The following is a 24,611-nucleotide window of genomic DNA, read 5'->3' as shown; positions in this document are numbered from 1 at the left end:
AGCGACCACGATCGCACGTGATCACAGCGCCGAACCAGGTGATCGCGGTGCGACAACAGCGAATGGACATGTTCACCGCCGGTCAAAGATAAACATGTGAACCGCGGGTCCCGTCTGACCTGCGGTCACACCACGACTGTGAACGGCTACCAGGCGGGCGCCACGGCGGACGTCGTGCGCAGGCCGCCGACCCAGCCCGCGGTCGCGACGGCGCGCAGCCCGTCGTCCCCCTCGGCGAGCTTGCCGTGCGGGCCCAGGACGTCCGTGCTGCCGTCGTGCCAGCGCACCGGCAGTTTGCCGTGCCGCTCCAGCAAACCGGCGAACCTCGTGGTCAGCTTGGCGGTACCGATGTGCACCCAGCGGCTCGGGAACAGCTCCAGCAACTCGATCGTCGCCGGGCTCAGTTCGGGCACGACGGTGATGCCGTGATCGCGGCCGTACTCGACGAGGTCGCGCAGTGCGTCCGGATCGCCTTCGGGGAAGACGTGCAGGACGTTGAGCTTGTAGGCGGCCATCCGGTCGATGGCCTTGCGCATCTCGGCGGGCGGCAGCAGCGCGCTCGACACACCACGCCACGCGAACGCGGGGGAGTCGCGCAGATCGGCCGCGCGGACCGTCGCGTCGCGGGTCATCAGCTGCCGGAACGACTGCACGCCGTGCCGCAGCCCTGCCTGGGTACCGGCGCGCAGCATCACCGCGTCGTTGCTGACCAGCAGCGCGTACCCCTCGGGGCCGAGCCCGCGCATCGCCGGGTCGTGCGACACCATCAGCATGCCGTCGGGCGACTCCGCCAGCAGGTAGCCGGTCTGCCGGAAGATGTGCTCGCGCAGCATCGCGGCCGCGGTGCGCGCCTGTCCGGTCACCCGGACGGTCACGTCTTCGGTCAGTACGAACGAGCCCGTGCGACGGGGCGCGCTCGTGGGCATGGGAACAATCACCGGTTTCCTCTCCAGCGAACTAACGCTGGGTGTATCAGCTGAGTTCCGGCAATCGGACGCGGAACGTGGTTCCGACACCTGTTGTGCTGGTCACACCGACCGTACCGTCGTGCGCCTCGACGAGCTTGCGGACGATCGCGAGACCCAGCCCGCTGCCGCCCGTGGTGCGGCTGCGCGACCTGTCCGCGCGCCAGAACCGGTCGAACACGTGCGGCAGATCGTCCTGCGAGATGCCCGAACCGGTGTCGGTCACCGTGAACACAACGGTGCCATCTCCTGCCGTGGCCTCGACCGTCACCGACCCGCCGGCGGGCACGTAGCGCAACGCGTTCGCGACGAGGTTGTCCAGGATCTGCCGCAACCGCAGGGCATCTGCCCGCACGGTCAGGGAGGGGTCCGCGGACATCGCCAGCGTGACGCCCGCCTGCGTGGCACGAACGTCGTGCGCCGCTTGGACCTGTTCCAACGCGCTCGCGACGTTCACCCGTTCGTGCGTCAGGCGCAGCGAGCCCGCATCGGCCACCGCGAGGTCCTGGAGGTCGTCCACGACGTGCTGCAGGACCAGCGCCTCCTTGAGCAGCAACGTGATCAGCGCCGGATCGAGGTCGCTCACCCCGTCCTCGGCCGCCTCCAGCCAGCCCCGGATGTTGCTCAACGGCGTCCGCAGCTCATGGGCGACGTCGCTGACCATCGCCTTGCGCGCCTGCTCGACCTGCGCCCTGGTGGCGGCCATCGTGTTGAACGCCCTGGTCAGTCCCGCGATCTCGTCCTGCCCGCGCACCGGCACCGGCGGGATGTCGCCCCCGCCGGACATGTGCTGGGCGGCCGCGGTCAACGCGCGCAGCGGCCGGGTGATCCGCGCTCCCGCGAACGCCGCCACCCCGATCGCCGCCAGCAGCACCGCCGCCGCGGCCCCCACGACCTGCCAGCCGTTGCCCGACAACGAGATCGCGGTCGTCGGCGTGCCCGTCGGGTTCGTCAGGTACAGCAGCACCGGCGGCGCCACGTACGGCGTGAGCTGCTCTTTCCGCGACGCGGCCACACAGGCCGCGACGGCGGGCTCGTCCGGCGGCGGCACGCCCGTGGACTGCTTGAGCGCTGGCGTGTAGTCGGGATCGAGGTCGACCGGCGGCAGCGACCGGCGCGCCAGGCAGGTGGCGACCAGGTCCTCCAGGTCCAGCAACGCGTAGAAGTCGGCCGCGGTGTCGAACGGCAGGTCCCGCTCCCGGCAGTCCAGCCGCGTCTGCTCCTTCTTGACCATCCGCAGGCAGAACAGCGATCCAGTGGGGTCCTCGCGGTCGCGGAAGTCGATCGGCGTGCGGAACGGCCCGAGCACGCGCTTGTCGATCCGGTCCGCGGGCGCGCCCGGCACCAGCACCGGGTCGACCGCCAGCGGATCCACCACGGCCGCCGCCTTCGCCGGCAGCTCACCGCCGTCCCCGCCGCGATCGGTGACCGTGCGGCCGTCCTTGGTGACCAGCACGAGCCGCCGGCCGGGGTGCTCGGTCATCAGCGACTCGACGTAACCGTCCACTTCGGACCAGTCGCGGTGCCCGGCCGCGTAGGCGAGCAGAGTCGTGTAGATCGTGTTGTCCGACGCCAGCTCGCGGCCCTGTTCACGGGCGATCGACGCCTTGGTCAGCTGCGTCGCCAGCCACGCCGTCGCGGCGATCGAGCAGACCGCGATCAGCACCACGACCACGAGCAGCCGCGTGAAGACGCTACGGCGCATCAGCGCGTCCGGCCGTGAGCTTGTAGCCGATGCCGTAGACGGTGACGAGGTGGGCGGGCACCCGCGGGTCGGTCTCGATCTTGCGCCGCAGGTTCTTCACATGGGTGTCGATCGTGCGCGTGGTCAGGAAGCTGTCGATGCCGTGCATCCGCTCCAGCAACTGCTCGCGGCTGAACACCCTGTCCACTTCGGACGCCAGCACCTCCAGAAGCCCGAACTCGCCCGGCGTGCACTCGACCAGCTCGCCGCGCACCCGCACCTCGTGCCGCGGCTGGTCGACCACGATCGGCCCGACCTCCAGCACCGGTGCCGGCTTCTCCGCGGGCACCCGGCGCAGCAACGTCCGCACCCGCGCCACCAGCTCGCGCGGGCTGAACGGCTTGGTCATGTAGTCGTCCGCGCCGATCCCGAGCCCGTGCAGCAGATCGTCCTCAGTGGACCGCGCCGTCAGCATCAGCACCAGCACGTCCGACCCGGCCCGCAACGCCCGGCACACGCCCAGCCCGCCCAGTCCCGGCAACATCAGGTCGAGCACCACCAACGCCGGCTGCCGATCGCGGACCACGTCGAGCGCGTCCCGTCCGTCGTGGACGACGAGCACACGATGATGGTCCTGCTCCAGGTACCGGCGCACCAGCTCGGCCTGGTTCTCGTCGTCCTCCGCGACCAGGATGAGAGCGCTCACCGGCCGATCATAAGGACGCCCTCACGGCGATCACCGGTTCGACACAGGATCCTCACAAGTGCCTCCGAAGATCCACAGCATGCGCAGGACAGTCATCGCGGCCACCGTGCTCGTCGTGGTCGTCATCGCCGTGGTGCTGGTGGTGCGAGCCCGGCCGCCAGAGCCCGCCGCGGCTCCGCCACCAGCGGTGAAGACCACGACCGTGCGAAAGGGAGACCTCACGAACACCCGCACGCTCCAGGCCCAGCTCGGCTTCGGCACCGCCCGCCCCGTCAAGGGCGCCACGGGCACCGTCACGAAGCTCCCGGCGACCGGCCAGACCACCGAACTGGGCAAGGAGCTCTACCGCGTCGACGACCAGCCCGTCGTCGTGTTCTTCGGCGCCACCCCGTTGTTCCGAGCCCTCGACGCCCCCGGCCTCAAGGGCTCGGACGTGGCCGTGGTGATGGACAACCTCGCCGCCCTCGGCTACTCGGTCGGCACCCGTCCCAACGACGCCGCCAAGGCCGAACTCACCCCGCGCGTGGTCGACGCCCTGAAGAAGTGGCAGAAGGCGCTCGGCGTCGACCAGTCCGGCGTCCTGGCCCCCGGCCGCGTGCTCGTCCTGGACCGCCCGATGCGCGTCGGCACCGTGAAGGCCCAGCTCGGCGAGCCCGCCACCGAGGAACTCTTCGAGGTCACGCCCACGACGCGGCTGGTCTCGGTGCAGGTGCCGGTCTCGGAGGCGGGCGTGCTGAAGACGGACCTGCCGGTCACGATCGTGCGCCCGGACAACCGCGCCGTCCCCGCCAAGGTCACCTCGGTGAAGCAGGTGGCCACCACCGCGGAGAACGGCGGCGGTGGCCCGAAAGCCGACGTCGTCGTCACTCCGGACAACCCGGCGGACGTCGAGGACCTGGACACCGCTCCCGTCCGCCTCACGATCACGACCGAAAGCCGCACCGGCGTGCTGACCGTGCCGCTGGCGGCCCTCGTGGCACTCAAAGAAGGCGGCTACGCGATCCAGTTGCCTTCCGGCGGCTTGAAGGCAGTCCGAACAGGCCTCTACTCGCAGGACAAGGTCGAGATCTCCGGCGACGGCGTCACCGACGGCCTGGAAGTGGTGACCGCCCAATGACCCCCGTCCTCGCCCTGCGCTCGGTGACCAAGCGCTACCCCGGCGGCGTGACGGCTCTCGACGACGTGTCGTTGCAGGTCGCCGCGGGGGAGTTGCTCGCGATCGTGGGCCCGTCCGGCTCCGGCAAGTCCACCTTGCTGCACCTCGTCGGCACCCTGGACCTGCCCTCGTCCGGCACCGTCGAGATCGACGGCCAGGACGTCTCCCTCCTCCCGGACCGCCGCCTGTCCGCGCTGCGCGGCAGCCGGCTGGGGTTCGTGTTCCAGCAGTTCCACCTGTCCGACGGCCTCACCGCCACGGAGAACGTCGCGACCGGCCTGCTCTACGCGGGCGTGAGGCGCAAGGACCGCCGCCCGCTGGCCGTGGAGGCGCTCCACCGCGTCGGCCTCGGGCACCGCACCGACCACCGTCCGTCCGAGCTCTCCGGCGGCGAACGCCAGCGCGTCGCCATCGCCCGCGCCGTCGTGAACAACCCGGCGCTGGTCCTGGCCGACGAGCCGACCGGGGCCCTGGACACCGCGAACGGGCTCGCCGTGCTGGAGTTGCTGCGAGAGCTCAACAGGCAGGGCACGACCATCGCGCTGATCACGCACGACCGGGACATCGCCGCCTCGTTGCCACGTCGAGTGGAATTGCGGGACGGGCGGATCATCGCGGACAGCGGTGACCAGGCCACCGCGACCGTCCAGTTCTCGAGGGTCGAGCGATGACCCGTCTCTCACCCGCCGACCTTCTCGCTCTCGGTTCGCTGGGCATGCGCACCCGCCGCCTCCGCGCCGCCCTGTCCGCACTCGGCATCGCCCTGGGCATGGCCACCGTCGTGGTCGTCACCGGCATCCCCGCCTCCAGTCAGCAGGCCCTGCTCGACGAACTGACCGCCCTCGGCACCAACCTCCTGCGCGCCCAGCCCGCCCCACGCCAGGACGACCCGGTGCTGTTCCCGCAGTCCTCCGTCGCGATGGTCCAGCGCATCGGCCCGGTCACGGCCGCCGCGGCCGTCGCCAACACCCACACCCGAGTTCGCCGCAACGACCTGCTCGACCCCGGCCACAGCTCCGACATCACCGTCCTCGCCGCCACCCCTGGCCTCCTGGACGCCGTGAACGGCCACGTCCAGAGCGGCGACTTCCTGCCACGACCGGACTTCCCGAGCGTCGTCCTCGGCAACGTCGCAGCCCAACGGCTGGGCATCCCGGACGTCGGCGAACACCCCGCCGTGTTCGTGGGGGAGAAGTGGTTCACCGTGACCGGTGTGCTCGGCCCGATGCCGCTCGCACCCGACATCGAACGCTCGGTGCTGGTCGGCTGGGACGCCGCCCGCACGCAGCTGGGGTTCGACGGCCACCCCACCGTCGTCTACGTGAAGGCCCGCGAGGAGTCCATTGAGGACGTTCGGGCGATCCTGCCCGCGACGCTGCACGGCGAGATCCCCGGCCTGGTGCAGGTGAGCCGCCCGTCCGACGCGCTGGCGGCCAAGCGCGCCACGCAGAACTCCTACAGCGCCCTGTTCCTGGGGCTCGCGGGTGTCGCGTTGCTGGTCGGCGGCGTCGGCGTGGCGAACACGATGGTGATCTCCGTGCTCGAACGCCGCAGCGAGATCGGCCTGCGCCGCGCGCTCGGCGCTACCCGCGGCCACATCCGCGCGCAGTTCCTCACCGAGGCCGTACTGCTGTCCGGCCTGGGAGGACTGGCGGGCACCGCCTTGGGAGCGCTCGGGGTCGCGGGCTACGCGACCCTGCACCGCTGGCCGCTCGTCATCCCCCTCGAAGTCCTGGCCTCCGGTGTGCTCGCCGCGTTCGTCGTGGGCGCCGCCGCCGGCCTCTACCCCTCCATCCGCGCCGCCCGGCTCACCCCGACGCAGGCGCTCGCCGCGTGACGAAAGGAAATCCCGCGATGAAGAAGGCCACCCTGGCCCTGCTGCTGTTGTTGCTGGCCGCGTGTGGGAAGCCCGAGGCCCAGCCCCAGGTCGCCTCGATCTCCACGCCGCCGAGCAGCGCCGCGGCGACGTCGGCCGCCCAGGAGCAACGGCCCCGCGAACGCCTCGACATGACCCCGGAGGACTTCGACGCGCTGAACGCCCCGTACGACCAGTGCCTGGCGAGCTTCGGCCTGGACAAGAAGGGCCGTTCCGCCGAGGGGAGCGGCCGCCCGGAACCCACGAAGGAAGAGCTCGACAAGGCGCTGCAGGCGTGCGAGTCGAAGTCGCCGCTGCCGCCGTGGGAGAAGGACGTCACCAACCCCGAGGCGGTCGACTTCGCCAACCGGGTCGTGCAGTGCCTGCGCGGCAAGGGAGTCCGCTACGTCGAGGTGCTCAACGAACCGGGCTCGACCATGGTCACATACGCGCTGGGCGGCCCGAACAACGACGCCGCGTCGATCTCGCTCGGCCTGGAGCACGCCAAGGAGTGCGAGATCGCGTCGTCCAAGAAGTGACACGAGGGGGCTGGAACCCCAGCCCCCTCACCTCACGCGAGCATGTCCTTCACCAGCGGCACTACCTGCGTCCCGTACAGCTCGATCGTCCGCGTCAGCGACTCGTGCGACAGCCCGCCGATCCCGTACTTCAGGTCGAACCGGCTCGCGTCCAGCTTCTTCATGGTGGCCGCCATCTTCGTCGCGACGGTCTCCGGCGACCCGACGAACAGCGCGCCGTGCGGCCCCACCTCGTGCGCGTAGGACTCCGGCGTCGGCGTGGAGAACCCGCGCGTCTTGCCGAGCCGTCCGATCACGTCGAGGTAGTGCGGCCAGAACTCCTCCCGCGCCTGCTCGTCGGTCGGCGCCACGTGGCCGGGGGAGTGGATCCCGATCGGCAACGGCTCGCGGCCGAACTTCTCCAGCGCGTGCAGGTAGAGCTCCGAGAACGGCGCGAACCGGGCGGGGTGGCCGCCGATGATCGCGAGTATCAGCGAGAACCCGTACGACGCCGCGCGCACGACGGACTGCGGGCTGCCGCCGACGCCGATCCACGTCGGGAACGGCTCGGTGAACGGCACGACGTCCTGCTCGTGCAGCGCCGCGCGCGTCTTGCCCTGCCAGGTGATCGGGCCGCCCTTGAGCAGCTCGGCGAACAGGTGCGTCTTCTCCTCGAACAGGTCCTCGTAGTCCGCGAGGTCGTAGCCGAACAGCGGGAACGAGTCCACACTGGACCCGCGGCCCAGGATGACCTCCGCACGGCCGTCCGACAGCGCGTTGAGCGTCGAGAACCGCTGGTACACGCGCACCGGGTCGTCCGAGCTGAGCACCGTCACCGCCGACCCGAGGTGGATCTTCGAGGTGCGGGCGGCGATCGCGGCCAGCACCACGTCGGCCGCCGACAACGGCATGTCCGGGGTGTGGTGCTCGCCGATGCCGAAGAAGTCGAGGCCGACCTGGTCGGCCAGCACGCCCTGCTCGACCAGGTTGCGGATGGTCTGGGTGTGCGACAGCGGGGTGCCGGACGCGTCGTGGGTGACGTCGCCGAACGTGTCGAGTCCGAACGTGGTCATGACTGCTCCTTGATGAGGTTCTCGAATTCCTGCCTGCGAGTCGCGACGCCGAACACCGGGCCGCCGGGTTCCAGCAGCCGTCCCGCGGCGAGCGATCCCACCGGCACCGGGTCGAACCCGACGCGCTCCAGGAACGCCGCCACGGCCTCCAGTGCGGCCGGCGAGTCACCGGCCAGGCCGACCGCGCGGCCACCGGCGGGTTCCATGTCCTGGTAGGCGACGTGGTTGAGGGACTTGACGACCTGCGCGCCCACCAGTCGCGCCGCCACTTCCTCGCTCGTGCCCAACGGCTCCGCGGCGGGCGGCCAGTGATTCATCGAGTCGACGACGACCTTGCCCGCGAACAGCCGCGGATCGAGGGTGGCGAACCGGTGCCACGGGATGGCCAGCACGACGAGGTCCGCGTCCGCGACGGCGTCGGAGGCGGACTGCGCGACGGCACCCGGCGCGAGGAACTCGATGATCATCTCGATCCGCGCGGGGTCACCGGAGCCCGCGATGCCCACCTCGTAGCCCGCGGCCAGGGCCAGGCGCGCGAGGACGGGACCGACGTGGCCCGCACCGAGAACAGCGATCTTCACAGCACACCCGACCTCGCTAGTTGACGTATCACCTAGCTTAACCGGACCAGCCCCCGGTTATTCCCGCGGGGTGTGTTCGGGCCGGCTGGGCTACTTTCACCACGTGTGGGGTTTCGGTGACGCCTACGAGCGCTACGTCGGCCGGTGGAGCCGGCCCGTCGCGGTGGAGTTCCTGCGCTGGCTGGACGCGCCGCCCGGCCGGACGTGGCTCGACGTCGGCTGCGGCACGGGCGCGCTGACCGAGACCGTCTTGGCGCACGCCCAGCCGGCCGCGATCACCGGCGTCGACCCGTCAGAGGGTTTTCTGGAACGCGCCCGGCAGCGCGTGCCCGGCGCCACGTTCGAGGTCGGCAACGCCACCGACCTGGGCGGACGCACCGCCGACGTCGTGATCAGCGGCCTCGTCCTCACGTTCGTGCCCGACGCGGCCCAGGCGGTGGGGGAGTTCGCCCGCGCGGGGTCGTACGTCGGCTCGTACCTGTGGGACTACACGAGCGGCATGCAGATGATGCGGCTGTTCTGGGACGCCGCGAAGGACGTCGATCCCGCCGCGGCCTCGCACGACGAAGGCCTGCGGTTCAGCGAGGTGAGCGGAGCCGACCCGTTGCGCGCGTTGTGGACCGGCGCCGGTCTGCGCGACGTCGAGGTGACCGGCATCGTCGTGCCGACGGTCTTCCGGGACTTCGCGGACTTCTGGGAACCGTTCCTGGGCGGCACGGGCGCGGCGCCCGCCTACGCCGCGACGCTGCCGCCGGAGCAGCTCGCCGCCGTGCGCGACCTGCTCCGCTCCCGTCTCCCGGCGGAAGGCCCGATCGAACTGACCGCCAAGGCGTGGGCCGTCAGAGGTTCGCGCTGAGGAACCGCTCCAGGTGCGGATTCACGTCGGCGGCGTGCGTGAGGCTCAGGAAGTGCGCGCCACCCTCGACGAGGACCAGCGGCTCGGCCTTGGGCAGCGCCGCGACCAGGGCCTCGGCCTTCGCGACGGGATAGGCGAGGTCCGCGGTGCCGTGCAGCACGAGCGCGGGCACCTCGATCCGCGCGGCCCGGTCCAGCACGCCTTCACGGCCGACCAGGGCGTTCATGATGAGCCGCAGCCGTTCCGGCTCGACCTCGCTCCACTTCGGCGTCCACTCGGACGGGTCGTAGTCGCCCAGGCAGATCTTCGCCACGGCCTCGATCACCGATCCCGGTCCCTGCGCGATCCACACCTCGGCGAGCTGCTGGTAGGCGTCGGAGACCTGCTGGTCCTCCGGCTCCCCGGACGTGCCCAGCAGCGCGAGCGCCGTGACCCGTTCCGGTGCCAGCAACGCCATCCGCAGCGCCACGAACCCGCCCTGACTGGTGCCGATCACGGCCGCACGGTCGATCTCGAGCTCGTCGAGCACGGCGAGGGTGTCGCGGGCGACGTCCCAGTGGTCGAACGGCGTCTCGGCGGGCGTGGCACCGTGGCCGCGCTCGTCGATCGCGATCAGCCGGTAGCGGTCGCCCAGGGCCCTGACCTGCGGCGCCCACATCGTCGCGTCCATCAGGAAGCTGTGCAGCAGCACGACCGCAGGGCCGTCACCGCCGTGGTCCACATAGGACACCGTCTGTCCGTCGGCGGTGGTCACCGCAGCCATGCCGTACACCTCGTCCCGCATAGTGGATCATCAGCGCCGCCCGCCCTGTTCGCTCTACCCTGCCCGAATGCGACAAGTGTTCAGGGGCGCGGTGCTGCTCCTGCTGCTGTTGATCGTCGTCCCCGCACCGGCGATGGCGCAACAACAGCCACCGGTGGTGAAGGTCGGCACCGAGGGCACCTACCCGCCGTTCTCCTTCCACGACCCCCAGAGCCAGGAACTGACCGGCTACGACATCGAGGTGATCAAGGCGATCGCCGCGAAGGCCGGGTGGAAGCTCGAGTTCGTCGAGACGCAGTGGGACGCGATCTTCCCCGCGCTCGACTCCGGCCGCATCGACCTGATCGCCAACCAGGTGTCGCGCAACGAGGAACGGGCCGCGAAGTACGGCCTGTCCAGCACCTACACGTTCTCACGCGGTGTGGTCGTGCGCCGCACCGGCGACGACCGGATCAAGTCACTCGCGGACCTGCGCGGCAAGACCACCGCCCAGTCCAGCACCAGCAACTGGGCCAAGGTCGCCAAGGACGCCGGCGCCAACGTCGAGGCCGTCGAGGGCTTCGCGCAGGCAGCGGCGTTGCTCCAGCAGGGCCGCGTGGACGCCATCGTCAACGACAACATCGCCGTCCTCGACTACCTCGCGTCCACCGGCTCGAAGGACGTCGAGATCGCCGGAAACGCGGGCGACTCCGGCAGCGAGCAGGTCCTGGCGCTGCGCAAGGCCGACTCGGCGCTGCTGTCCCAGGCGAACACCGCGATCGACGCGCTGAAGGCCGACGGCACGTTGCGCGGCATCTCCCAGAAGTACTTCAAGGCCGACGTGTCCGTTGAGGACGGTGGCGCCGCAGACCTCTCGGCGGGCCGCGGCCCGCGCAGCACGTGGGACATCCTGGCCTCGACCGCGTGGCCGATGTTCGTGGGCCTGGTCAAGGTCACCATCCCGCTGACCGCCCTGTCGTTCGCCATCGGCCTGGCACTGGCGCTGCTGGTGGCTCTCGCCCGGATCTCGCCGTACCGCGTGCTGTCGGGCCTGGCGCGGGCGTTCATCTCGGTCATCCGCGGCACCCCGCTGCTGTTGCAGCTGTTCATCGTCTTCTACGGCCTGCCGCAGATAGGCCTGAAGTTCCCGCCGTTCACCGCCGCCGTGGTGGCGTTCTCGCTGAACGTCGCCGGCTACGCGGCCGAGGTCGTCCGCTCGGCGATCCTGTCCGTGCCGCGCGGCCAGTTCGAGGCGGCGTCCACGATCGGCTTCGGCTACGCGCAGACGCTGCGTCGGATCGTGCTGCCTCAGGCGGCCAGGACCGCCGTGCCGCCGCTGTCCAACACGCTGCTGTCGCTGCTGAAGGACACGTCACTCGGCTCGGTCGTGCTGCTGACCGAGCTGTTCCGCGAGTCCCAGCTGGCCGCGGCCGAGAGCAACGAGTTCCTCGCCCTCTACGCGTTCGCGGGGCTCTACTACTGGGTGATCTGCGTGGCGTTGTCCGCCGGGCAGAAACGACTGGAGACCAGGCTGAACAGGTACGTGATCGCATGACCGACATCCGCATCGAGGTCACCGGGCTCAAGAAGTCCTTCGGTGAGCTGAACGTCCTGCGCGGCGTCGACTTCACCACCCCGCGCGGCACCTCCACCGTCCTGCTCGGCCCGTCCGGCTCCGGCAAGACCACCCTGCTGCGCTCCCTGAACGTCCTCGACACCCCGGACAGCGGCGTCGTCCGCATCGACGACGTGTCGGTCGACTTCTCGGCACTGCCCGTGGGCAAGGCGGGCCGCGCCGAGGGCCGGCGCCTGCGCGCACAGAGCGGCATGGTGTTCCAGTCGCACAACCTGTTCCCGCACCGCACGGTCCTGGAGAACCTCACCGAGGGCCCGGTCGTCGCCCAGAAACGCCCGGTGGACGAGGTGGTGGCGGAGGCCAGGGTCCTGCTGGACCAGGTGGGACTGGCGGACAAGGCCGACTCCTACCCGTACCAGCTCTCCGGCGGCCAGCAGCAACGCGTCGGCATCGCCCGTGCGTTGGCGTTGAAGCCACGCGTCGTGCTGTTCGATGAGCCGACGTCCGCACTCGACCCCGAACTGGTGGGGGAGGTGCTGGCGGTCATCAAGGACCTGGCGTCGCAGGGGTGGACGACGGTCATCGTGACGCACGAGATCCGGTTCGCCGAGAAGGTCGCGGACCAGGTGCTGTTCCTGGACGGCGGTGTGATCGTGGAGAGCGGGCCGCCCGCGCAGGTGATCGCGGAGCCGCGAGAGGAACGCACGCAACGGTTCCTGCGGCGCGTTCTCGACCACGGGTGAACCTGACGGAGCTTCCGTGGGACCCGCTCAGCCCGGCCGAGGTCGCCAGGCTGTTCACCGAGGCTCCCTGGTGGATCGCGGGCGGCCACGCCGTCGAACTGGCGGTCGGCCGCCCGGTGCGCCCGCACTCCGATGTCGACGTGCTGCTGTTGCGCCGCGACCAGCTCGCGGCGCAACGCGCCCTCGAAGGCTGGGAGTGGTGGGCCGCCGACCCGCCGGGAACGCTGCGCCCGTGGCGGCCCGGTGAGCTGCTTCCCGCCGAAGTGCACGACATCTGGTGCCGTCCGGCCGGGTCCGAACAATGGCGAGTGCAGGTGATGCTCGACGAATCCGCCGGCGAAGACTGGGTTTCCCGGCGCGATCCACGCGTGCGCCGGCCCATCGATACGCTCACCCGCATCAGCCCGGCGGGCATCCCGTACCTGGCGCCGGAGATCCAGTTGTTCTACAAGGCGAATTCGCCGCGCCCGAAGGATGAAGCCGACTTCGACGCAGCGTTGCCGCAGCTCAGCGCGGAGCAACGACGGTGGCTGGCCGACGCGATCCTGCTCGGCCGGCCCACGCATCCGTGGCTGGAGCGGCTGACGGAAATAGGCGCAGCGGAATCCCAAAAGGATAGGCTCGCCTAATTCCTCTCGAATTGCGGGCCTTCTGCCGTGGTGGCATCGTCCGAATCACCGAACCTTTCCCACCACGGCAGGAGCGGACATGACCACCCTCGAGAACCCGGCGATGCCCGCCGTCCACGATTGCACCGTGAGCGACTGCTCCTACAACCACGACGGCTGCCACGCCTTCGCGATCACCGTGCGCGGGGACAACGGCGCCGCCGACTGCGGCACGTTCATCCCGCTGGGCACGAAGGGCGGCCTGGACAAGGTCGTCGCGCAGGTCGGTGCCTGCTCCCGCACCGACTGCACGCACAACGCCTCGCTCGAATGCACGGCGCAGAGCGTGCGGGTCGGCCAGGGCGAGGGCGACCACCACGCGAACTGCCTGACGTACCAGCCCCGCTAGCGGGGTGGCCTGGAATGTCGGCTGGGTAATTCACGCTCAGCAGGGCGCCTCGCGGCACCGCCCCCACGCCCCCGTACATCCAGTACGAGGACGTGGGGGCGGCACCACGATGCACCCGTCTGACCGCGAATTCGCCCGGCAACATTCCAGGCCACCCCACTAGTCCTCTTCCTTGCGGTCGACGGCCCGGCCCAGCTCCCGCAGGCCGACGTTGACGGCGATGATCGCCACCGTGCCGGCCGCCGCGACGACGTGCAGCCCGGCGCCCGCCAGTGACCCCACCGCGGCCGCGCACCACAGCGTGGCCGCGGTGTTGAGTCCCCGCACCGACAGTCCGTCGCGCAGGATCACGCCCGCGCCGAGGAAACCGATGCCGGACACCACCTGTGCGGCGACGCGCGTGGGATCGCCTTGGCCGTCAAAGCCTTGTGCGGACAGCAGAACGAACAGCGCTGCACCCACCGCCACGAGGGCGTTGGTGCGCAGGCCTGCCATGCGCGAGCGGTACTGCCGCTCGAAACCGATCAACGCGCCGAGGCCCATGCTCTCGGCAATGCGCAGCGTCATGTCGAAGACGTGCATCGTGTGACTCCCCTTGTGTTGCAGGGGTGTGCGTCACACGCCAGAACTGCGAGCGTGCGAGGTGAATGACCTGCGCCGGCTACTGTCGCCTGGCATGTGTCGCTCACCTCGCTTCCTTGTGTCTGGTTGGTAAGACCGGGGAGTCACGTTACCGAAACGGACGTGAGGCCCGGGTGAGAGTGGGACGCGCGTCTCATTCCCAGCGGAAGTCGTTGCGCTCGAACACCAGACGATGGTCGGTCTCGCCGCGCAGCGCGCTCAACGCGTCGTCGAGCATCGCGGTCACGTTGGGCCACAACGGATCGCGGTCCGCACCGCTGTACTTGTCCCACTCCATCACGCACCCGTGCCGGTCCCCGCCGCGCAGGTCCACGAACAGCTCGTGCCCGGACCCGTCCGCGGCTACGGGAAGCCACGCGGGCAGCCAGATGTCCACGCACGGCGTGCCGGCCGGTTCGCGCAGGGCGGCCGCCTCGTAGTCCTTCTCCTCGCCGAGCGTCCGGAACGCGATGCCGCTGATCGCCTGCATCATCACCGTGCGCAGGCGCAACGCGTTGTCGAGGCCGTGCGGCTGCCACATCGGAGGAACGACTGCCCAGCGCGCGTACGTCTCGCCGATGCCACCGAACTGCCGCCACCACGCGACGAGCTCGGCGGGCAGCGCGTAGCCGATGCTCTCCTCCGCGTCCGCGATGTCCACAGCGGACGACGACGGCAGCAACACGGCGTACAGCGCCGGGGAGTTCTCGCCGATCCAGGTCTCGATGTCGGTCCAGCTCACGGCCGGAACTAAAGCATGGCGAGCGGCGACGGCCCGGCAGGGGGAGGGAAGGCCCGGTCCAGATCGGCGATGTCCTCAGGCGTGAGGCGGAGTTCCAGCGCCCGCGCGTTCTCCCGCACGTGCGCGGCCGAACCGGCCTTGGGGATCGCGCAGACCTGAGGCAGCCGCAGCACCCACGCCAGCGCGACCTGGGCAGGAGTGGCGTCGTGTCGCCGAGCCACGGCGGCGAGCGCGGGGGAGTCGAGCAGCCTGCCCTGTTCGACGGGGGAGTAGGCCATGATCGGGATGCCGGTGGAGGCGTGCCACGGCAGCAGGTCGTGCTCGGGGCCGCGGCGGCTGAGGTTGTAGAGGATCTGGTTGGTCTGGCAGAAGCCCGGCAACGCCGTGAGCTCGCGCATGTCGCCCAGGTCGAGGTTGCTGACGCCCCAGTGCCGGATCTTGCCCGCGTCCAGCAGCGCCGAGAACCCGTCCAGGGTCTGGGCCAACGGCACGCTGCCGCGCCAGTGCAGCAGGTACAGGTCGAGCCGGTCGGTGCCCAGACGACGCAGGCTGGCCTCGCACGCACGGACCGTCCCCTTGGCGGACGCGTTGGACGGCAGCACCTTGGACACGAGGAACACCTCGTCGCGCCGACCGGCCACCGCCTCGCCCACGAGCGTCTCGGACGCGCCGGAGCCGTACATCTCGGCGGTGTCGATCAGGCTCAGCCCGAGGTCGAGGCCGGTCCGCAGGGCGTCGACCTCGGCGGCGCGCCTCGCGGGATCCTCGGCCATCATCCAGGTACCCATGCCGAGCGCGGGGACGGTCTCGCCGGAGGGGAGCAGCACGGTCATGCGCCCCAGCCTGCCCGGTACGTTGGGCTGATGCGACGTGCGGGCCTGATCCTCCTGGTGCTGTTCGTCGTCGCGCTGGCGGTAGCGGCACAGCTCGTGGACCTGCCCGACGGCGCACGGCTTCGCGCACTGGTGGACGGCGCGGGGAGCGCGGCTCCGGTCGCGTTCGTGGCGGTGTGCGCGCTCGGCACGGCGGTGTTCTTCCCGAAACCGGTCCTCGCGACGGCGGCGGGGCTGCTGTTCGGGGTGGGGTGGGGGAGCGCACTCGCGATCGCGGGGTTCACGGCGGGCGCGATGATCGCGTTCACGATCGCCCGCGGACTCGGCCGCGACACGGTCAAGGGCTGGCTGGGGGAACGACTGACGGTGCTCGAACGGGTCTTCGCGCGCCGGGGGGTCGAGGCGACGCTCGTGATCAGATTGTTGCCGATCCTGCCCTTCGCCCTGGCGAACTACGGCGCGGGCGTCACGTCGGTCAGGGGCGGGGACTTCGCGCTCGGCACGGCGCTGGGACTGGTGCCCTCGACCGTGCTCGCCGCCGTGCTGGGGGACGCGCTGAGCGATCTCGGCTCGCCGCGCTCGATCGTCGCGTTGTCGATCTGGGCCGTGCTGGCGGCCGTGGGCGTGTGGTGGGGCCGGAATTTGATCACAGCGGCCGTACGGGCCTCCTAGACGCCAGGAAGAGGTGCGCAAAAAGCCGCCCCGGCGGGAGACCGGGACGGCTTGAAGCGTCTGCGACCTGGCTGGCCCTTGGATCAGGCCGTGCGGGTACGGCGTCCGCGAAGCTCTTCGAGCCGCTCGTCGAGCAGCTCCTCGAGCTCGGGGATCGACCGGCGCTCCAGGAGCATGTCCCAGTGCGTGCGCGGCGGCTTGATCTTCTTGACCTCCGGCTCGACGCCGTCGATGATCTTCGACTCGGTGCCGTGGAGACGGCATTCCCAGGTCGGCGGCAACTCGGCGTCGTCGGAGAACGGGACCTCGAAGTCGTGTCCCTTCGGGCAGGCGTACCGCGCTGCCCGGCGCGGAGCGAGATCGTGGTTGCGGTCGGTCTCGTAGCTGACTGCTCCGAGCCGGCTTCCACGCAAAACGCGGTCGGCCATGGCGGTGTCCTTTCGCTCGGCTCAGGGCCGGGGCCCAGGCTTCTTGCTCACCGTGTGCAACGCCCGGATTGCTCCGTTTGTTTCCGGTTCGCTCTCATGGTCGCCCACAGTGACGTCTTTCACTCGTCAACGAAGGCTTCCTACTAATGGATGCGATCGCCACAGGATCGTGACGCGTTATCAAGCTCCTGCGCTCATGCATCACTCTAATGGCCCAGTGGGGCCTGTGGGTAGTCGCCTACGCCAACCGAAGTTGACCACTTTGTGCGACGTCAGGGCCCAGGTCGCCCAACCTAAAGTGACGCCGGCAGAGCACCTGGTAACGGATAGTAGTTTCCGTGGCCTCGGTTACACCGTTGCTCTCTGTACCCGATCGGTGCTGTTCCGTGTCCGAAGCCGTGTCGGCGACCAGAACCGTGTCCCCGGCGCGAATCACCCGGCCGGCCCGCACCCGTGCGTTGAACCGCCCGGGCACCCCGCACCAGCACAGCACCTCGACCTGGATCGCCTTGAGCTCGTCGGCCAGTTCGAACAGCCGCTGCGAGCCGGGGAACATCTCGCCGCGGAAGTCCGTGGCGAGCCCGAAGCAGTACACGTCCACCTGAACGTCGTCCGCGAGCTCCGCCAGCTGCCCGACCTGGGCGGGGGAGAGGAACTGCGCCTCGTCCACGATCAGGTAGTCCACGCGCCGGCCCTCGGCCCACTCCGCTCTCACCAGTGCGCGGAGGTCGTCGTCGCGGATCTCCGCGGCCTCGCGCGTGATGCCGATGCGACTGGAGATCTGCGGCCTGCCCGACCGGTCGTGCCGCACCAGGAGCAGGCCGCGCCTGCCCTGACGCGAGTTGTTGTGGTCGATCTGCAACGCGAGCGTCGACTTGCCGCAGTCCATGGGACCGAAGAAGAACTTGAGGTGCCCCACCACCGGCGTCGAGCGCCGGGAACCAGCGACAGGTACAGCGGAGAGGGCGTCTGTCGGATCGGGAAGGGCGTCCACGGCGGGTCACCCTAGTGCCTGGATCCCGATCATGAGGAATCCCCACGGTCCTCCCCTCTCCCTCGTCGGGTCGTTCGAGTGCGACCTGCCATTTCCGGACGGCATAGCCCCTTTTCGAAGGTTCCAAACCTCATCTCGACTCGGATCACTCGATAGCTTCAGTGTTGACTGAGGCGAAGGCGGCTGGACTGGCCGCGCGTCACGCAGGACCGGACCAAAACGCATCGACAGGGGAGGGGAGTGGGGGAACCGGTGTGGTCGGCACCGGCGCTCGGCGAGGAGAGCGCGGTGTGGGGGAGGTTGGCGTGGCCGGGTGAGGGGAGTGGGGACCGGCGTGGTTGGTGCGTACGTCGGGCGAGGGGAGCGCAGGACGGTGGCGGTGGGTGTGGAGAGCGCGGTGAGGGAGGCCGGCGCCGCGTCGGGCGAAGAGAGCGCGGCACGGGGGCGCTCAGCCTGGTTGGCATCCATGTCGGGTGAGAGGAGCGCGGGATGGGCGCTGCGCAGTCCTGTCTGCGCGATCCCGCGATCCGGTTCGGGACCTCGTAGGCGTCCAACCGCCCGCGAGGCGTTCGAACGTCCAGTCGCTCAACTCGGCCTCCTCTATTGCTTCAGTGTCAACTGAAGTCGACCCTCCGGGGTCATTCCGCTTCCCGATATAGCTTGCGCCGCGATATATTCAACGACATGAGTGGTCGGGTCATGTCCGAACAGACGTTCCTCGTCCTCACCGCGCTGGCGGAGGAGGCGCTGCACGGGTACGCGATCGTGCAGGCGGTGGAGCAGCTGTCCGAGGGGCGGATGGTGTTGCGGGTCGGCACGCTGTACGGGGTGCTGGACCGGTTGGTCGCGGACGGGCTCGCCGAGCGCGACCGCGAGGAGGTGCACCAGGGGCGGCTGCGGCGTTACTACAAGCTGACCGACTCCGGTGTGCGGGCGTTGCAGGCGGAGGTCGCGAGGCTGAGCGCGAACGTGCGGGCGGCGAGCGCGGTGCTGAGGGGGAGGGGGCTCCAGGCATGGGCGGGTCGGGTGTGAGCAATCTGGAGCGGCGGTACCGGGTGCTGCTGAGGGTGTTGCCCCGGTGGTACCGGCAGGACCGCGAGGAGGAGATGGTCGGGATCTTCCTGGCCGAGCGGGACGACGACCTCGACCTGGAGCACAGCTGGCCGGGGTGGGGGGAGACGGGCGCGATCCTCGGGCTTGCGGTGCGCACGCATCTCGCGGCGGGGGCGGCGCTCACGAGCGTGCCGGCGAAGGTCGTGTGGCGCGGTGAGGTCGTGCGGGCGCTGGGGATGCTCGGGCTGCTGCTCGGGGTGTTCTACGCGGTGGCGGCGATCGTGAACCTCGCGGCGGGCGTCGGTGGTCCGCTCTCGGCGGTCAGGGTGCTGGAGCTGGGGCCGTTGGTGGCGCTGCCGGCGTTGTTGAACGGGCGGCGGACGCTCGCGAAGGTCGCGGCGGCGGCTCCGGCGGTGTTGTCGGTGGTGTCTCTGGGGCAGCCGGAGTACGCGTTGATGTGGAGCGTGTTCCAGCTGCCGTCTCTGGTGACGTTCGTGTGTCTGTGTCTGGGTTTTCACCGGGAGGCGCCGACGCCGCCCGCGGGCAGGTTGCTCTGGTGGGGTGGGGGAGCGGCTCTGCTCGGGGTGCTGGGCGGGTTCGCCGCGGGGGTGGGGTTGCTGGCGGTCGGGCTGATCACCGTGGGGCTGCGGGTGTTCGCGTTCGTGCGTGGTGACTTCGTGCTGGGGCGGGCGTTGTCGTTGTTCGCGGTGCTGCAGCTGGTGCCGTTGGTGTTCCTGGTCGTCGCGGGGAGCGAGGTCTTCGTGCCGGCGGCAGGGCTGGCGCTGTTGCTGGTGACGGCCGCGGTGGCGCCGGTGCGGCGGCAGCGGGTCCGGGCGTGAAAAAGGGCGGCGCTGCCGGTGAGAGCAGCGCCGCCCTGGACCGGAGTGGACGTCAGACGAGTGCGGGTTCGTTGTTGCCGACGGCCTTGATGGCGCGGCGGACGGGCACGAAGATCAGCAGGACGAACCCGGCGACGAAGAAGATGATCAGGGCCAGGATGGCGGGCCGCAGGCTGCCGGTGGCCTGGCCGACGCCGGCGAAGACCAGCGGGCCGAGCCAGCTGGTGGAGCGTTCGCCGACCTCGTAGAGCGAGAAGTACTGGGCTTCGCGGCCGGGGGGCACCATCTGGCTGAACAGGCTGCGGGACAGGGCGTTCGTGCCGCCGAGCACGATGCCGATGCCGGCTGCGACGAGGTAGAACGAGGTTTCGTCGCCCGCCTTGACGAAGAAGGCGGCGGTGATCACGACGATCCAGACGATCAGGGAGCCGAGGATCGTCTTCTTGGCGCCGAAGCGCTTGGCGACGAAGCCGTGCAGGACGCCGCCGACGAACGCGACGAACTGGACGATGAGGATCACGGTGATCAGCGTCTGCTGTTCGAACTTGAGCTCGACGCTGCCGTACTGGGCGGAGACGTTGGCGACGGTGGCGATGCCGTCGGTGTAGATCAGGTAGGTGCCGAGGAACGCGAGCGTGAGCGGGAAGGCCTTGGCCTGCCTGAGGGTCGTGCCGAGTTCCTTGAAGCCGGCGGAGATCACCGAGGCGCCGTGCTCGCCGCCGTGGGGGCGTTGGTGTTCGGTGAGGGCGCGCAGCGGGATGATCGTGAAGGCCGCCCACCAGATGCCGGAGATGACGAACGCGATGCGTGCGGCGTCGCCGGAGGTGATGCCGAGGGAGTCGGCGGACAGGGTGATGCCGAGCTGGATGGCGAGGGCGACGCCGCCGCCGAGGTAGCCGAAGGCCCAGCCGCGGCTGGAGACGGCGTCGCGTTCGTCGGGGGTCGCGATCTCGGGCAGGAAGGCGTAGTAGACGACGACGCTGGCGCCGTAGCAGATGTTGGCGATGATGAAGAAGACGACGCCGAGCTTCCAGTTGGTGCCTTCGACGGTGGCGAGCGCGATGGTGGCCGCGGAGCCGGTGAAGGCGAAGAAGCCGAGCATCTTCTTCTTGTTCTGGGTGCGGTCGGCGATGGCGCCCATGACGGGCAGCACGAGGACCTGGACCACGGTGGCGATGGAGAGCAGGTAGCCCCAGAGCGAGCCGGAGGGGAACTGCAGGCCGAGGATCGTGACGTCGCAGTGGTCGAAGGCGTTGTCGTTGGCGCACGGGTTGGTCCCGTTGAGCGCGCTGTCTGCCTTGGCGGCGTTGGTCGCGATGCTCGTGAGGTACAGCGAGAGGAAGACGGTGATCACGGACGTGGGGAACACGGAGTTCGCCACGTCGTACCAGACCCAGCCGCGTTGTTCTTTCTTGCGGCGCCCGGCGTTGTTGGCGTCGGCGGCGTCGTCGCCCTTGACCTTCATGTCGGCGGACTGTACTTGTCCGCCGACGCGGCTGATGATCGGCTGTCCAAGCTGTTACCAGCTGTTGCGGGACTGGAGAACTTGGCGCAGGACGTCGGGCCTGTCGGTGACGAGTCCGTCGACGCCGAGGTCGAGCAGGGCGCGCATGTCGGCTTCGTCGTCGATGGTCCAGACGTGCACTTCGAGTGCTCTGCGGTGGGCTGCCTGGACGAACTTGCGGTCGACGATGTGCAGGCGTCCCTGGCTGACGGGGACCTGGGCGACCTGGCCGCGGACGGCGAGTCCGGCGAGGGGGATGCGGCCGGCGGCCCAGAGTGCGCCGGCGGAGCGGGGTCCCATGGAGGTGAGGAGTTCTGGTCCGGCGATCTTGCGCAGGCGGGCGAGGCGGTTGTCGGAGAAGCTCGCGAGGCAGACGCGGTGCAGTGACTTGGCTTTGCGCAGCAGGGTGATGATCGGTTCGACGGCGTTCTCGGACTTGACGTCGATGTTGAAGAAGGTGTCGGGGAGTTCTTCGAGGACGTCGGCGAGGCGGGCGATGGGTTCGCGGCCGCCGACGCGGGCGTGTTGGACTTCGGTCCAGGGCAGGTCGGAGACGATGCCGTGGGCGTCGGTGGTGCGGTCGAGGGTGTGGTCGTGGTGGACGACGACGTGGCCGTCGGAGGTGGCGTGGACGTCGGTCTCGATGTAGCGGTAGCCCTCCTGCACGGCCCGGCGGAAGGAGCTCAGGGAGTTCTCCATGCCGGTGAGGTCGTCGACGTGCCAGCCGCGGTGGGCGAAGGCGCGGGGGCGCGGGCCTGCGAGGTAGGGATGTGTCACGTGACAAGAGTGTGCCTTCCGGCGGTGGCTCACGAGTGGACGGTGGGTGGCGGCACCCTTTCTTCTTTTTCTCTATTGCTTCAGTGTGATCTGAAATCAAGGTTTTCGTCGGTTGGAACGACGGAAGTTGATCAAACCCCTCCAAAAGCAGGCACCAACGGCCCGCCGGGTAGTGTCCGGTTCCCTACGAAGGTCGGGCTTTCTGGCGCGTCGCTGGATGGCGCACACCGCTATTCGCTACCGTCGCGCGCCATGGAGCGCTCCATGGAGGCGGATGAGCCCAGGCACTGTGCGTGGTGCGGGAGGCGGTTGCCGGGGAGTGGGAGGATCGGCCGGCCGCGGAGGTACTGCGCGCAGCCGTGTCGTCAGCGCGCGTACGAGCGCAGGGCGGCGTTGCAGCGGGGTGGTCTGCCGGAGGACGCGGTGGTGCTGAGCACCGCCGAGCTGGCGGATCTGCAGGACAGGTTGTTCCAGCTGCGGTGTGCCGCGGAGGATGTGGTGACGGCGGCGCAGGACGGGGCCGAGAACGAGGAGCTGAGGAAGCTGGCCGCGGAGCTGGTGGAGTCGGCGAAGGGTTTGGAGCGGCTGCGATAGCCGTTCGTACAACAGCGAACTGACCGGCGTAGCGGGTTGCTTACGTCCGGTGATCGGACGATCATGACGCGCGTGACCTCCTACTGCCGCACGGTGCTGGACCGAGCGGGTGTCGGCTATGCCGTGACGGATTCGCGCGGGAACCTGTTGTGGTGCAACCGCGCGTTGGGTGCTGTGCTGGGGGTTCCGGTCGAGCAGGCGTACGGCCGGTCGTTGCCCGCGTTGCTCCCCGGGGTGCCCGAGGTGCCCGCTCCCGCTCGTGAGGTGCTGGTACCGGGTCCGAAGTGGCTCGAGGTGCGGTGCTCTCGGCTGGGTGACGATCTGATGTACGAGGTCGTGGACGTGTCGGCGTGGCGTGATCGTGAGTTGACGGTGACGCAGGAGGCGGACGCGTTGCGCCGGGCTCAGGCTCTGGGGCGGATGGGGACGTGGGAGTGGTCGATCCGCGAGGATCGGGTGATCTGGTCGGACACCCTGCTGGAGATGTTCGGGTTCTCGGCGGGGACGGCGTTCGACTTCGAGCTTTATTCGCAGCTGGTGCATCCGGACGATCTTCCGATGATCGAGGAGACGCTGGACGCGGCGCTGAAGACGGGTTCGGTGTTCACGTACACGCATCGGATGTTGCGGCCGGACGGCAAGGAGCGGGTGTTCGAGTGCTTCGGTGAGGTTGTCGTCGGTGATGACGGCACGCCGTTGCGGGCTTTGGGTACGGCGCACGACGTGACGCAGTCGTCGCGGGTGCACGACGAGCTCGTGAGGATGGCGGAGCAGGATCCGTTGACGGGTCTGCCGAATCGCAGGGCGTTGACGCGTGCGCTGGAGCAGGAGCTGGCGAACAACGGTTCGGGTGCGCTTCTGGTGCTGGATCTGGACAACTTCAAGGACGTCAACGATCTGCGTGGTCATGCGGTGGGTGACCGGGTGATGCGGATGCTGGCGTCGGCGTTGCAGTCCCGTTTGGGTGACAGGTTGATCGCTCGTCTGGGTGGTGACGAGTTCGCGGTGGTGTTGCCGGGGGCGTCGCCGAAGGACGCGTCCGAGGTGGCGGACGGGTTGCGGGACGCGGTGGCGGGTTTTCCGCTGGCGGGGATCGGGACTCCGGCGCGGATCACGGTGAGCACGGGGCTGGCGGAGTTCGGTCCTGGTGACTCGTGGGAGCTGGTGCTGGCGAACGCGGATCTGGCGTTGTACGCGTCGAAGGCGGCGGGCCGGGACCGGGTGACGGTGTACGAGCCGAACCACTACGCGGACACGGTGAAGCGGGTCAGTGTGCTGGACCGGTTGCGGGCGGCGTTGGCGGGCAACGGGTTGGCGCTGTACGGCATGCCGATGGTGGAGCTGACGACGGGTCAGGTGCTCGGGCACGAGTTGTTGTTGCGCCTGGAGGACCAGCAGGAGCCCTACCTCGGGCCGGCGGACTTCCTGCCGGTGGCGGAGCGGTCGAACCTGATCCTCGAGGTGGACCGGTGGGTGTTGACGACGGCGATCGACGCGTTGGTGGCGCAGCCGGATCCGCGGTTGCGGTTCAACGTCAACGTCTCGGGCCGGACTCTCGAAGACCCTGACTTCGGGAACTTCGTGCTGGACAAGCTGGGTTCGGCTGGAGTGGCGCCGGGCCGGTTGGGTCTGGAGATCACGGAGACGGCGGCCGTCACCAACCTCGACGCCGCGGTCACGCTGGCGACGCAGCTGCGCAGTTTCGGCTGCCGGATCACCCTGGACGACTTCGGTTCGGGGTTCGGGTCGTTCGTGCACCTCAAGCACCTGCCGATCACGGGTATCAAGATCGACGGCGAGTTCGTGAAGGGCATCGAGACCAACGACGCCGACGCGGTGCTGGTGTCGGGGATCGTGCAGATCGCGAACGGGCTGGGGTTGTCGGCGGTCGCGGAGTGGGTGGAGCGTCCGTCTCAGGTGGAGGCGTTGAAGCGGCTGGGTGTGCGGGTGGGGCAGGGTTTCCACCTCGGCAAGCCGATCCCGCTGCGTGACGTGGTGAGTGCGGAGCGCATGCCGCCGAATGGCGCATTGTCGTCTCAGGTGGTCGGAGCAGAGGATGGGGCGCGCTCCTGATCCGCGCCC

Annotated in this window: 26 protein-coding genes and 1 pseudogene; 14 read left to right on the top strand and 13 right to left on the bottom strand. The window is 69.7% G+C overall.

What is annotated here, in order from left to right; all coding sequences use genetic code 11:
• Positions 1-146: 146 nt before the first annotated feature.
• The 3 genes from ACIQF0_RS38675 to ACIQF0_RS38665 are packed head-to-tail and all read right to left on the bottom strand — an operon-like array spanning position 147 to position 3,355.
• On the bottom strand, positions 147-938 hold the full coding sequence (locus tag ACIQF0_RS38675) for a glycoside hydrolase family 20 zincin-like fold domain-containing protein (protein ID WP_401038375.1): 792 nt from the start codon (positions 936-938) through the stop codon (positions 147-149).
• A 34-nt stretch (positions 939-972) separates the two neighbouring features.
• Positions 973-2,670, bottom strand: a complete 1,698-nt coding sequence (locus ACIQF0_RS38670) for an ATP-binding protein (RefSeq protein ID WP_401038372.1) — start codon at positions 2,668-2,670, stop codon at positions 973-975.
• Complete coding sequence (locus ACIQF0_RS38665) at positions 2,660-3,355, bottom strand: response regulator transcription factor (protein ID WP_401038370.1); 696 nt, start codon at positions 3,353-3,355, stop codon at positions 2,660-2,662. Before ACIQF0_RS38665 ends, ACIQF0_RS38670 begins: the two co-directional genes overlap by 11 nt.
• Positions 3,356-3,434: 79 nt before the next feature.
• On the opposite strand from ACIQF0_RS38665, the gene ACIQF0_RS38660 reads away from it, so the two are divergent.
• Genes ACIQF0_RS38660 through ACIQF0_RS38645 form a run of 4 tightly spaced genes read left to right on the top strand, consistent with a single transcriptional unit; the run spans position 3,435 to position 6,905 of the window.
• Positions 3,435-4,472: a peptidoglycan-binding protein gene (locus ACIQF0_RS38660; protein ID WP_401038368.1), complete on the top strand. Its 1,038-nt coding sequence runs from the start codon at positions 3,435-3,437 to the stop codon at positions 4,470-4,472.
• Positions 4,469-5,182: an ABC transporter ATP-binding protein gene (locus ACIQF0_RS38655; protein WP_401038365.1), complete on the top strand. Its 714-nt coding sequence runs from the start codon at positions 4,469-4,471 to the stop codon at positions 5,180-5,182. The genes ACIQF0_RS38660 and ACIQF0_RS38655 overlap by 4 nt, the downstream gene beginning before the upstream one ends.
• Positions 5,179-6,348: an ABC transporter permease gene (locus tag ACIQF0_RS38650; RefSeq protein WP_401038362.1), complete on the top strand. Its 1,170-nt coding sequence runs from the start codon at positions 5,179-5,181 to the stop codon at positions 6,346-6,348. The genes ACIQF0_RS38655 and ACIQF0_RS38650 overlap by 4 nt, the downstream gene beginning before the upstream one ends.
• Positions 6,349-6,365: 17 nt before the next feature.
• Positions 6,366-6,905 carry a hypothetical protein gene (locus ACIQF0_RS38645; RefSeq protein WP_401038359.1) on the top strand — a complete coding sequence of 180 codons (540 nt, stop codon included), beginning with the start codon at positions 6,366-6,368 and terminating at the stop codon, positions 6,903-6,905.
• 32 nt (positions 6,906-6,937) lie between these two features.
• On the opposite strand, the gene ACIQF0_RS38640 is transcribed toward ACIQF0_RS38645, so the two are convergent.
• Positions 6,938-7,957, bottom strand: a complete 1,020-nt coding sequence (locus ACIQF0_RS38640) for an LLM class flavin-dependent oxidoreductase (RefSeq protein WP_401038356.1) — start codon at positions 7,955-7,957, stop codon at positions 6,938-6,940.
• Positions 7,954-8,538 carry an NADPH-dependent F420 reductase gene (locus ACIQF0_RS38635; protein WP_401038353.1) on the bottom strand — a complete coding sequence of 195 codons (585 nt, stop codon included), beginning with the start codon at positions 8,536-8,538 and terminating at the stop codon, positions 7,954-7,956. Before ACIQF0_RS38635 ends, ACIQF0_RS38640 begins: the two co-directional genes overlap by 4 nt.
• 103 nt (positions 8,539-8,641) lie before the next feature.
• Here ACIQF0_RS38635 and ACIQF0_RS38630 point away from each other — a divergent pair, with 103 nt between their 5' ends.
• A complete protein-coding gene (locus ACIQF0_RS38630) occupies positions 8,642-9,394 on the top strand; it encodes a class I SAM-dependent methyltransferase (protein WP_401038351.1) in 753 nt (250 codons plus the stop codon).
• Here ACIQF0_RS38630 and ACIQF0_RS38625 read toward each other — a convergent pair.
• Positions 9,378-10,157, bottom strand: coding sequence for an alpha/beta fold hydrolase (locus ACIQF0_RS38625; RefSeq protein WP_401038349.1), 780 nt, complete (start codon positions 10,155-10,157; stop codon positions 9,378-9,380). The genes ACIQF0_RS38630 and ACIQF0_RS38625 overlap by 17 nt on opposite strands.
• A gap of 67 nt (positions 10,158-10,224) precedes the next feature.
• Between ACIQF0_RS38625 and ACIQF0_RS38620 the strand changes: the two genes are divergently transcribed.
• The 4 genes from ACIQF0_RS38620 (at position 10,225) to ACIQF0_RS38605 (ending at position 13,472) form a co-directional block, all read left to right on the top strand.
• The gene (locus tag ACIQF0_RS38620; RefSeq protein ID WP_401038346.1) at positions 10,225-11,691 is read left to right on the top strand and encodes an ABC transporter substrate-binding protein/permease; all 1,467 of its coding nucleotides are present in this window, start codon (positions 10,225-10,227) and stop codon (positions 11,689-11,691) included.
• Positions 11,688-12,455, top strand: a complete 768-nt coding sequence (locus tag ACIQF0_RS38615) for an amino acid ABC transporter ATP-binding protein (RefSeq protein WP_401038343.1) — start codon at positions 11,688-11,690, stop codon at positions 12,453-12,455. Before ACIQF0_RS38620 ends, ACIQF0_RS38615 begins: the two co-directional genes overlap by 4 nt.
• Positions 12,452-13,084, top strand: coding sequence for a nucleotidyltransferase domain-containing protein (locus ACIQF0_RS38610; protein WP_401038341.1), 633 nt, complete (start codon positions 12,452-12,454; stop codon positions 13,082-13,084). The genes ACIQF0_RS38615 and ACIQF0_RS38610 overlap by 4 nt, the downstream gene beginning before the upstream one ends.
• A gap of 79 nt (positions 13,085-13,163) precedes the next feature.
• Positions 13,164-13,472 (top strand): DUF1540 domain-containing protein, encoded by a 309-nt coding sequence (locus ACIQF0_RS38605; protein WP_285639988.1) that lies wholly within the window; start codon positions 13,164-13,166, stop codon positions 13,470-13,472.
• Between the two features lie 165 nt (positions 13,473-13,637).
• Here the strand turns inward: ACIQF0_RS38605 and ACIQF0_RS38600 are convergent.
• From ACIQF0_RS38600 to ACIQF0_RS38590, 3 genes and pseudogenes are all read right to left on the bottom strand, one after another.
• A pseudogene (locus ACIQF0_RS38600) lies at positions 13,638-14,054 on the bottom strand (MgtC/SapB family protein); the annotation flags it as partial.
• 193 nt (positions 14,055-14,247) lie between these two features.
• The gene (locus ACIQF0_RS38595) at positions 14,248-14,835 is read right to left on the bottom strand and encodes an SMI1/KNR4 family protein (RefSeq protein WP_401038337.1); all 588 of its coding nucleotides are present in this window, start codon (positions 14,833-14,835) and stop codon (positions 14,248-14,250) included.
• A gap of 8 nt (positions 14,836-14,843) precedes the next feature.
• Positions 14,844-15,668: an aldo/keto reductase gene (locus ACIQF0_RS38590; RefSeq protein WP_401038335.1), complete on the bottom strand. Its 825-nt coding sequence runs from the start codon at positions 15,666-15,668 to the stop codon at positions 14,844-14,846.
• 30 nt (positions 15,669-15,698) lie between these two features.
• Here ACIQF0_RS38590 and ACIQF0_RS38585 point away from each other — a divergent pair, with 30 nt between their 5' ends.
• Positions 15,699-16,340, top strand: a complete 642-nt coding sequence (locus tag ACIQF0_RS38585; protein ID WP_401038332.1) for a TVP38/TMEM64 family protein — start codon at positions 15,699-15,701, stop codon at positions 16,338-16,340.
• 83 nt (positions 16,341-16,423) lie between these two features.
• Here the strand turns inward: ACIQF0_RS38585 and ACIQF0_RS38580 are convergent, their stop codons facing one another.
• Both ACIQF0_RS38580 and ACIQF0_RS38575 read right to left on the bottom strand, forming a co-directional pair.
• Positions 16,424-16,768: an RNA polymerase-binding protein RbpA gene (locus ACIQF0_RS38580; RefSeq protein WP_065919117.1), complete on the bottom strand. Its 345-nt coding sequence runs from the start codon at positions 16,766-16,768 to the stop codon at positions 16,424-16,426.
• Positions 16,769-17,006: 238 nt separating this feature from the next.
• The gene (locus ACIQF0_RS38575; RefSeq protein ID WP_360036333.1) at positions 17,007-17,762 is read right to left on the bottom strand and encodes a thymidine kinase; all 756 of its coding nucleotides are present in this window, start codon (positions 17,760-17,762) and stop codon (positions 17,007-17,009) included.
• 684 nt (positions 17,763-18,446) lie between these two features.
• On the opposite strand from ACIQF0_RS38575, the gene ACIQF0_RS38570 reads away from it, so the two are divergent.
• Together ACIQF0_RS38570 and ACIQF0_RS38565 are read left to right on the top strand one after the other, a co-directional pair.
• Positions 18,447-18,794, top strand: a complete 348-nt coding sequence (locus ACIQF0_RS38570) for a PadR family transcriptional regulator (protein WP_360036336.1) — start codon at positions 18,447-18,449, stop codon at positions 18,792-18,794.
• Positions 18,791-19,654, top strand: coding sequence for a hypothetical protein (locus ACIQF0_RS38565; RefSeq protein ID WP_401038327.1), 864 nt, complete (start codon positions 18,791-18,793; stop codon positions 19,652-19,654). Before ACIQF0_RS38570 ends, ACIQF0_RS38565 begins: the two co-directional genes overlap by 4 nt.
• Positions 19,655-19,706: 52 nt before the next feature.
• Here ACIQF0_RS38565 and ACIQF0_RS38560 read toward each other — a convergent pair whose 3' ends face one another.
• Together ACIQF0_RS38560 and ACIQF0_RS38555 are read right to left on the bottom strand one after the other, a co-directional pair.
• Positions 19,707-21,119 (bottom strand): MFS transporter, encoded by a 1,413-nt coding sequence (locus ACIQF0_RS38560; RefSeq protein ID WP_401038325.1) that lies wholly within the window; start codon positions 21,117-21,119, stop codon positions 19,707-19,709.
• A 54-nt stretch (positions 21,120-21,173) separates the two neighbouring features.
• A complete protein-coding gene (locus ACIQF0_RS38555; protein WP_401038323.1) occupies positions 21,174-21,935 on the bottom strand; it encodes a glycerophosphodiester phosphodiesterase in 762 nt (253 codons plus the stop codon).
• Positions 21,936-22,187: 252 nt separating this feature from the next.
• Between ACIQF0_RS38555 and ACIQF0_RS38550 the strand changes: the two genes are divergently transcribed.
• Together ACIQF0_RS38550 and ACIQF0_RS38545 are read left to right on the top strand one after the other, a co-directional pair.
• Positions 22,188-22,529: a hypothetical protein gene (locus ACIQF0_RS38550; protein WP_030475304.1), complete on the top strand. Its 342-nt coding sequence runs from the start codon at positions 22,188-22,190 to the stop codon at positions 22,527-22,529.
• 72 nt (positions 22,530-22,601) lie between these two features.
• Positions 22,602-24,602: an EAL domain-containing protein gene (locus ACIQF0_RS38545; RefSeq protein WP_360036348.1), complete on the top strand. Its 2,001-nt coding sequence runs from the start codon at positions 22,602-22,604 to the stop codon at positions 24,600-24,602.
• The last annotated feature ends 9 nt before the right edge of the window (positions 24,603-24,611 follow it).

This window comes from Lentzea sp. NPDC092896 (genome assembly GCF_044754905.1).
Lineage (GTDB): Bacteria > Actinomycetota > Actinomycetes > Mycobacteriales > Pseudonocardiaceae > Lentzea.
This window is presented reverse-complemented; position numbering and strand designations above follow the sequence as displayed.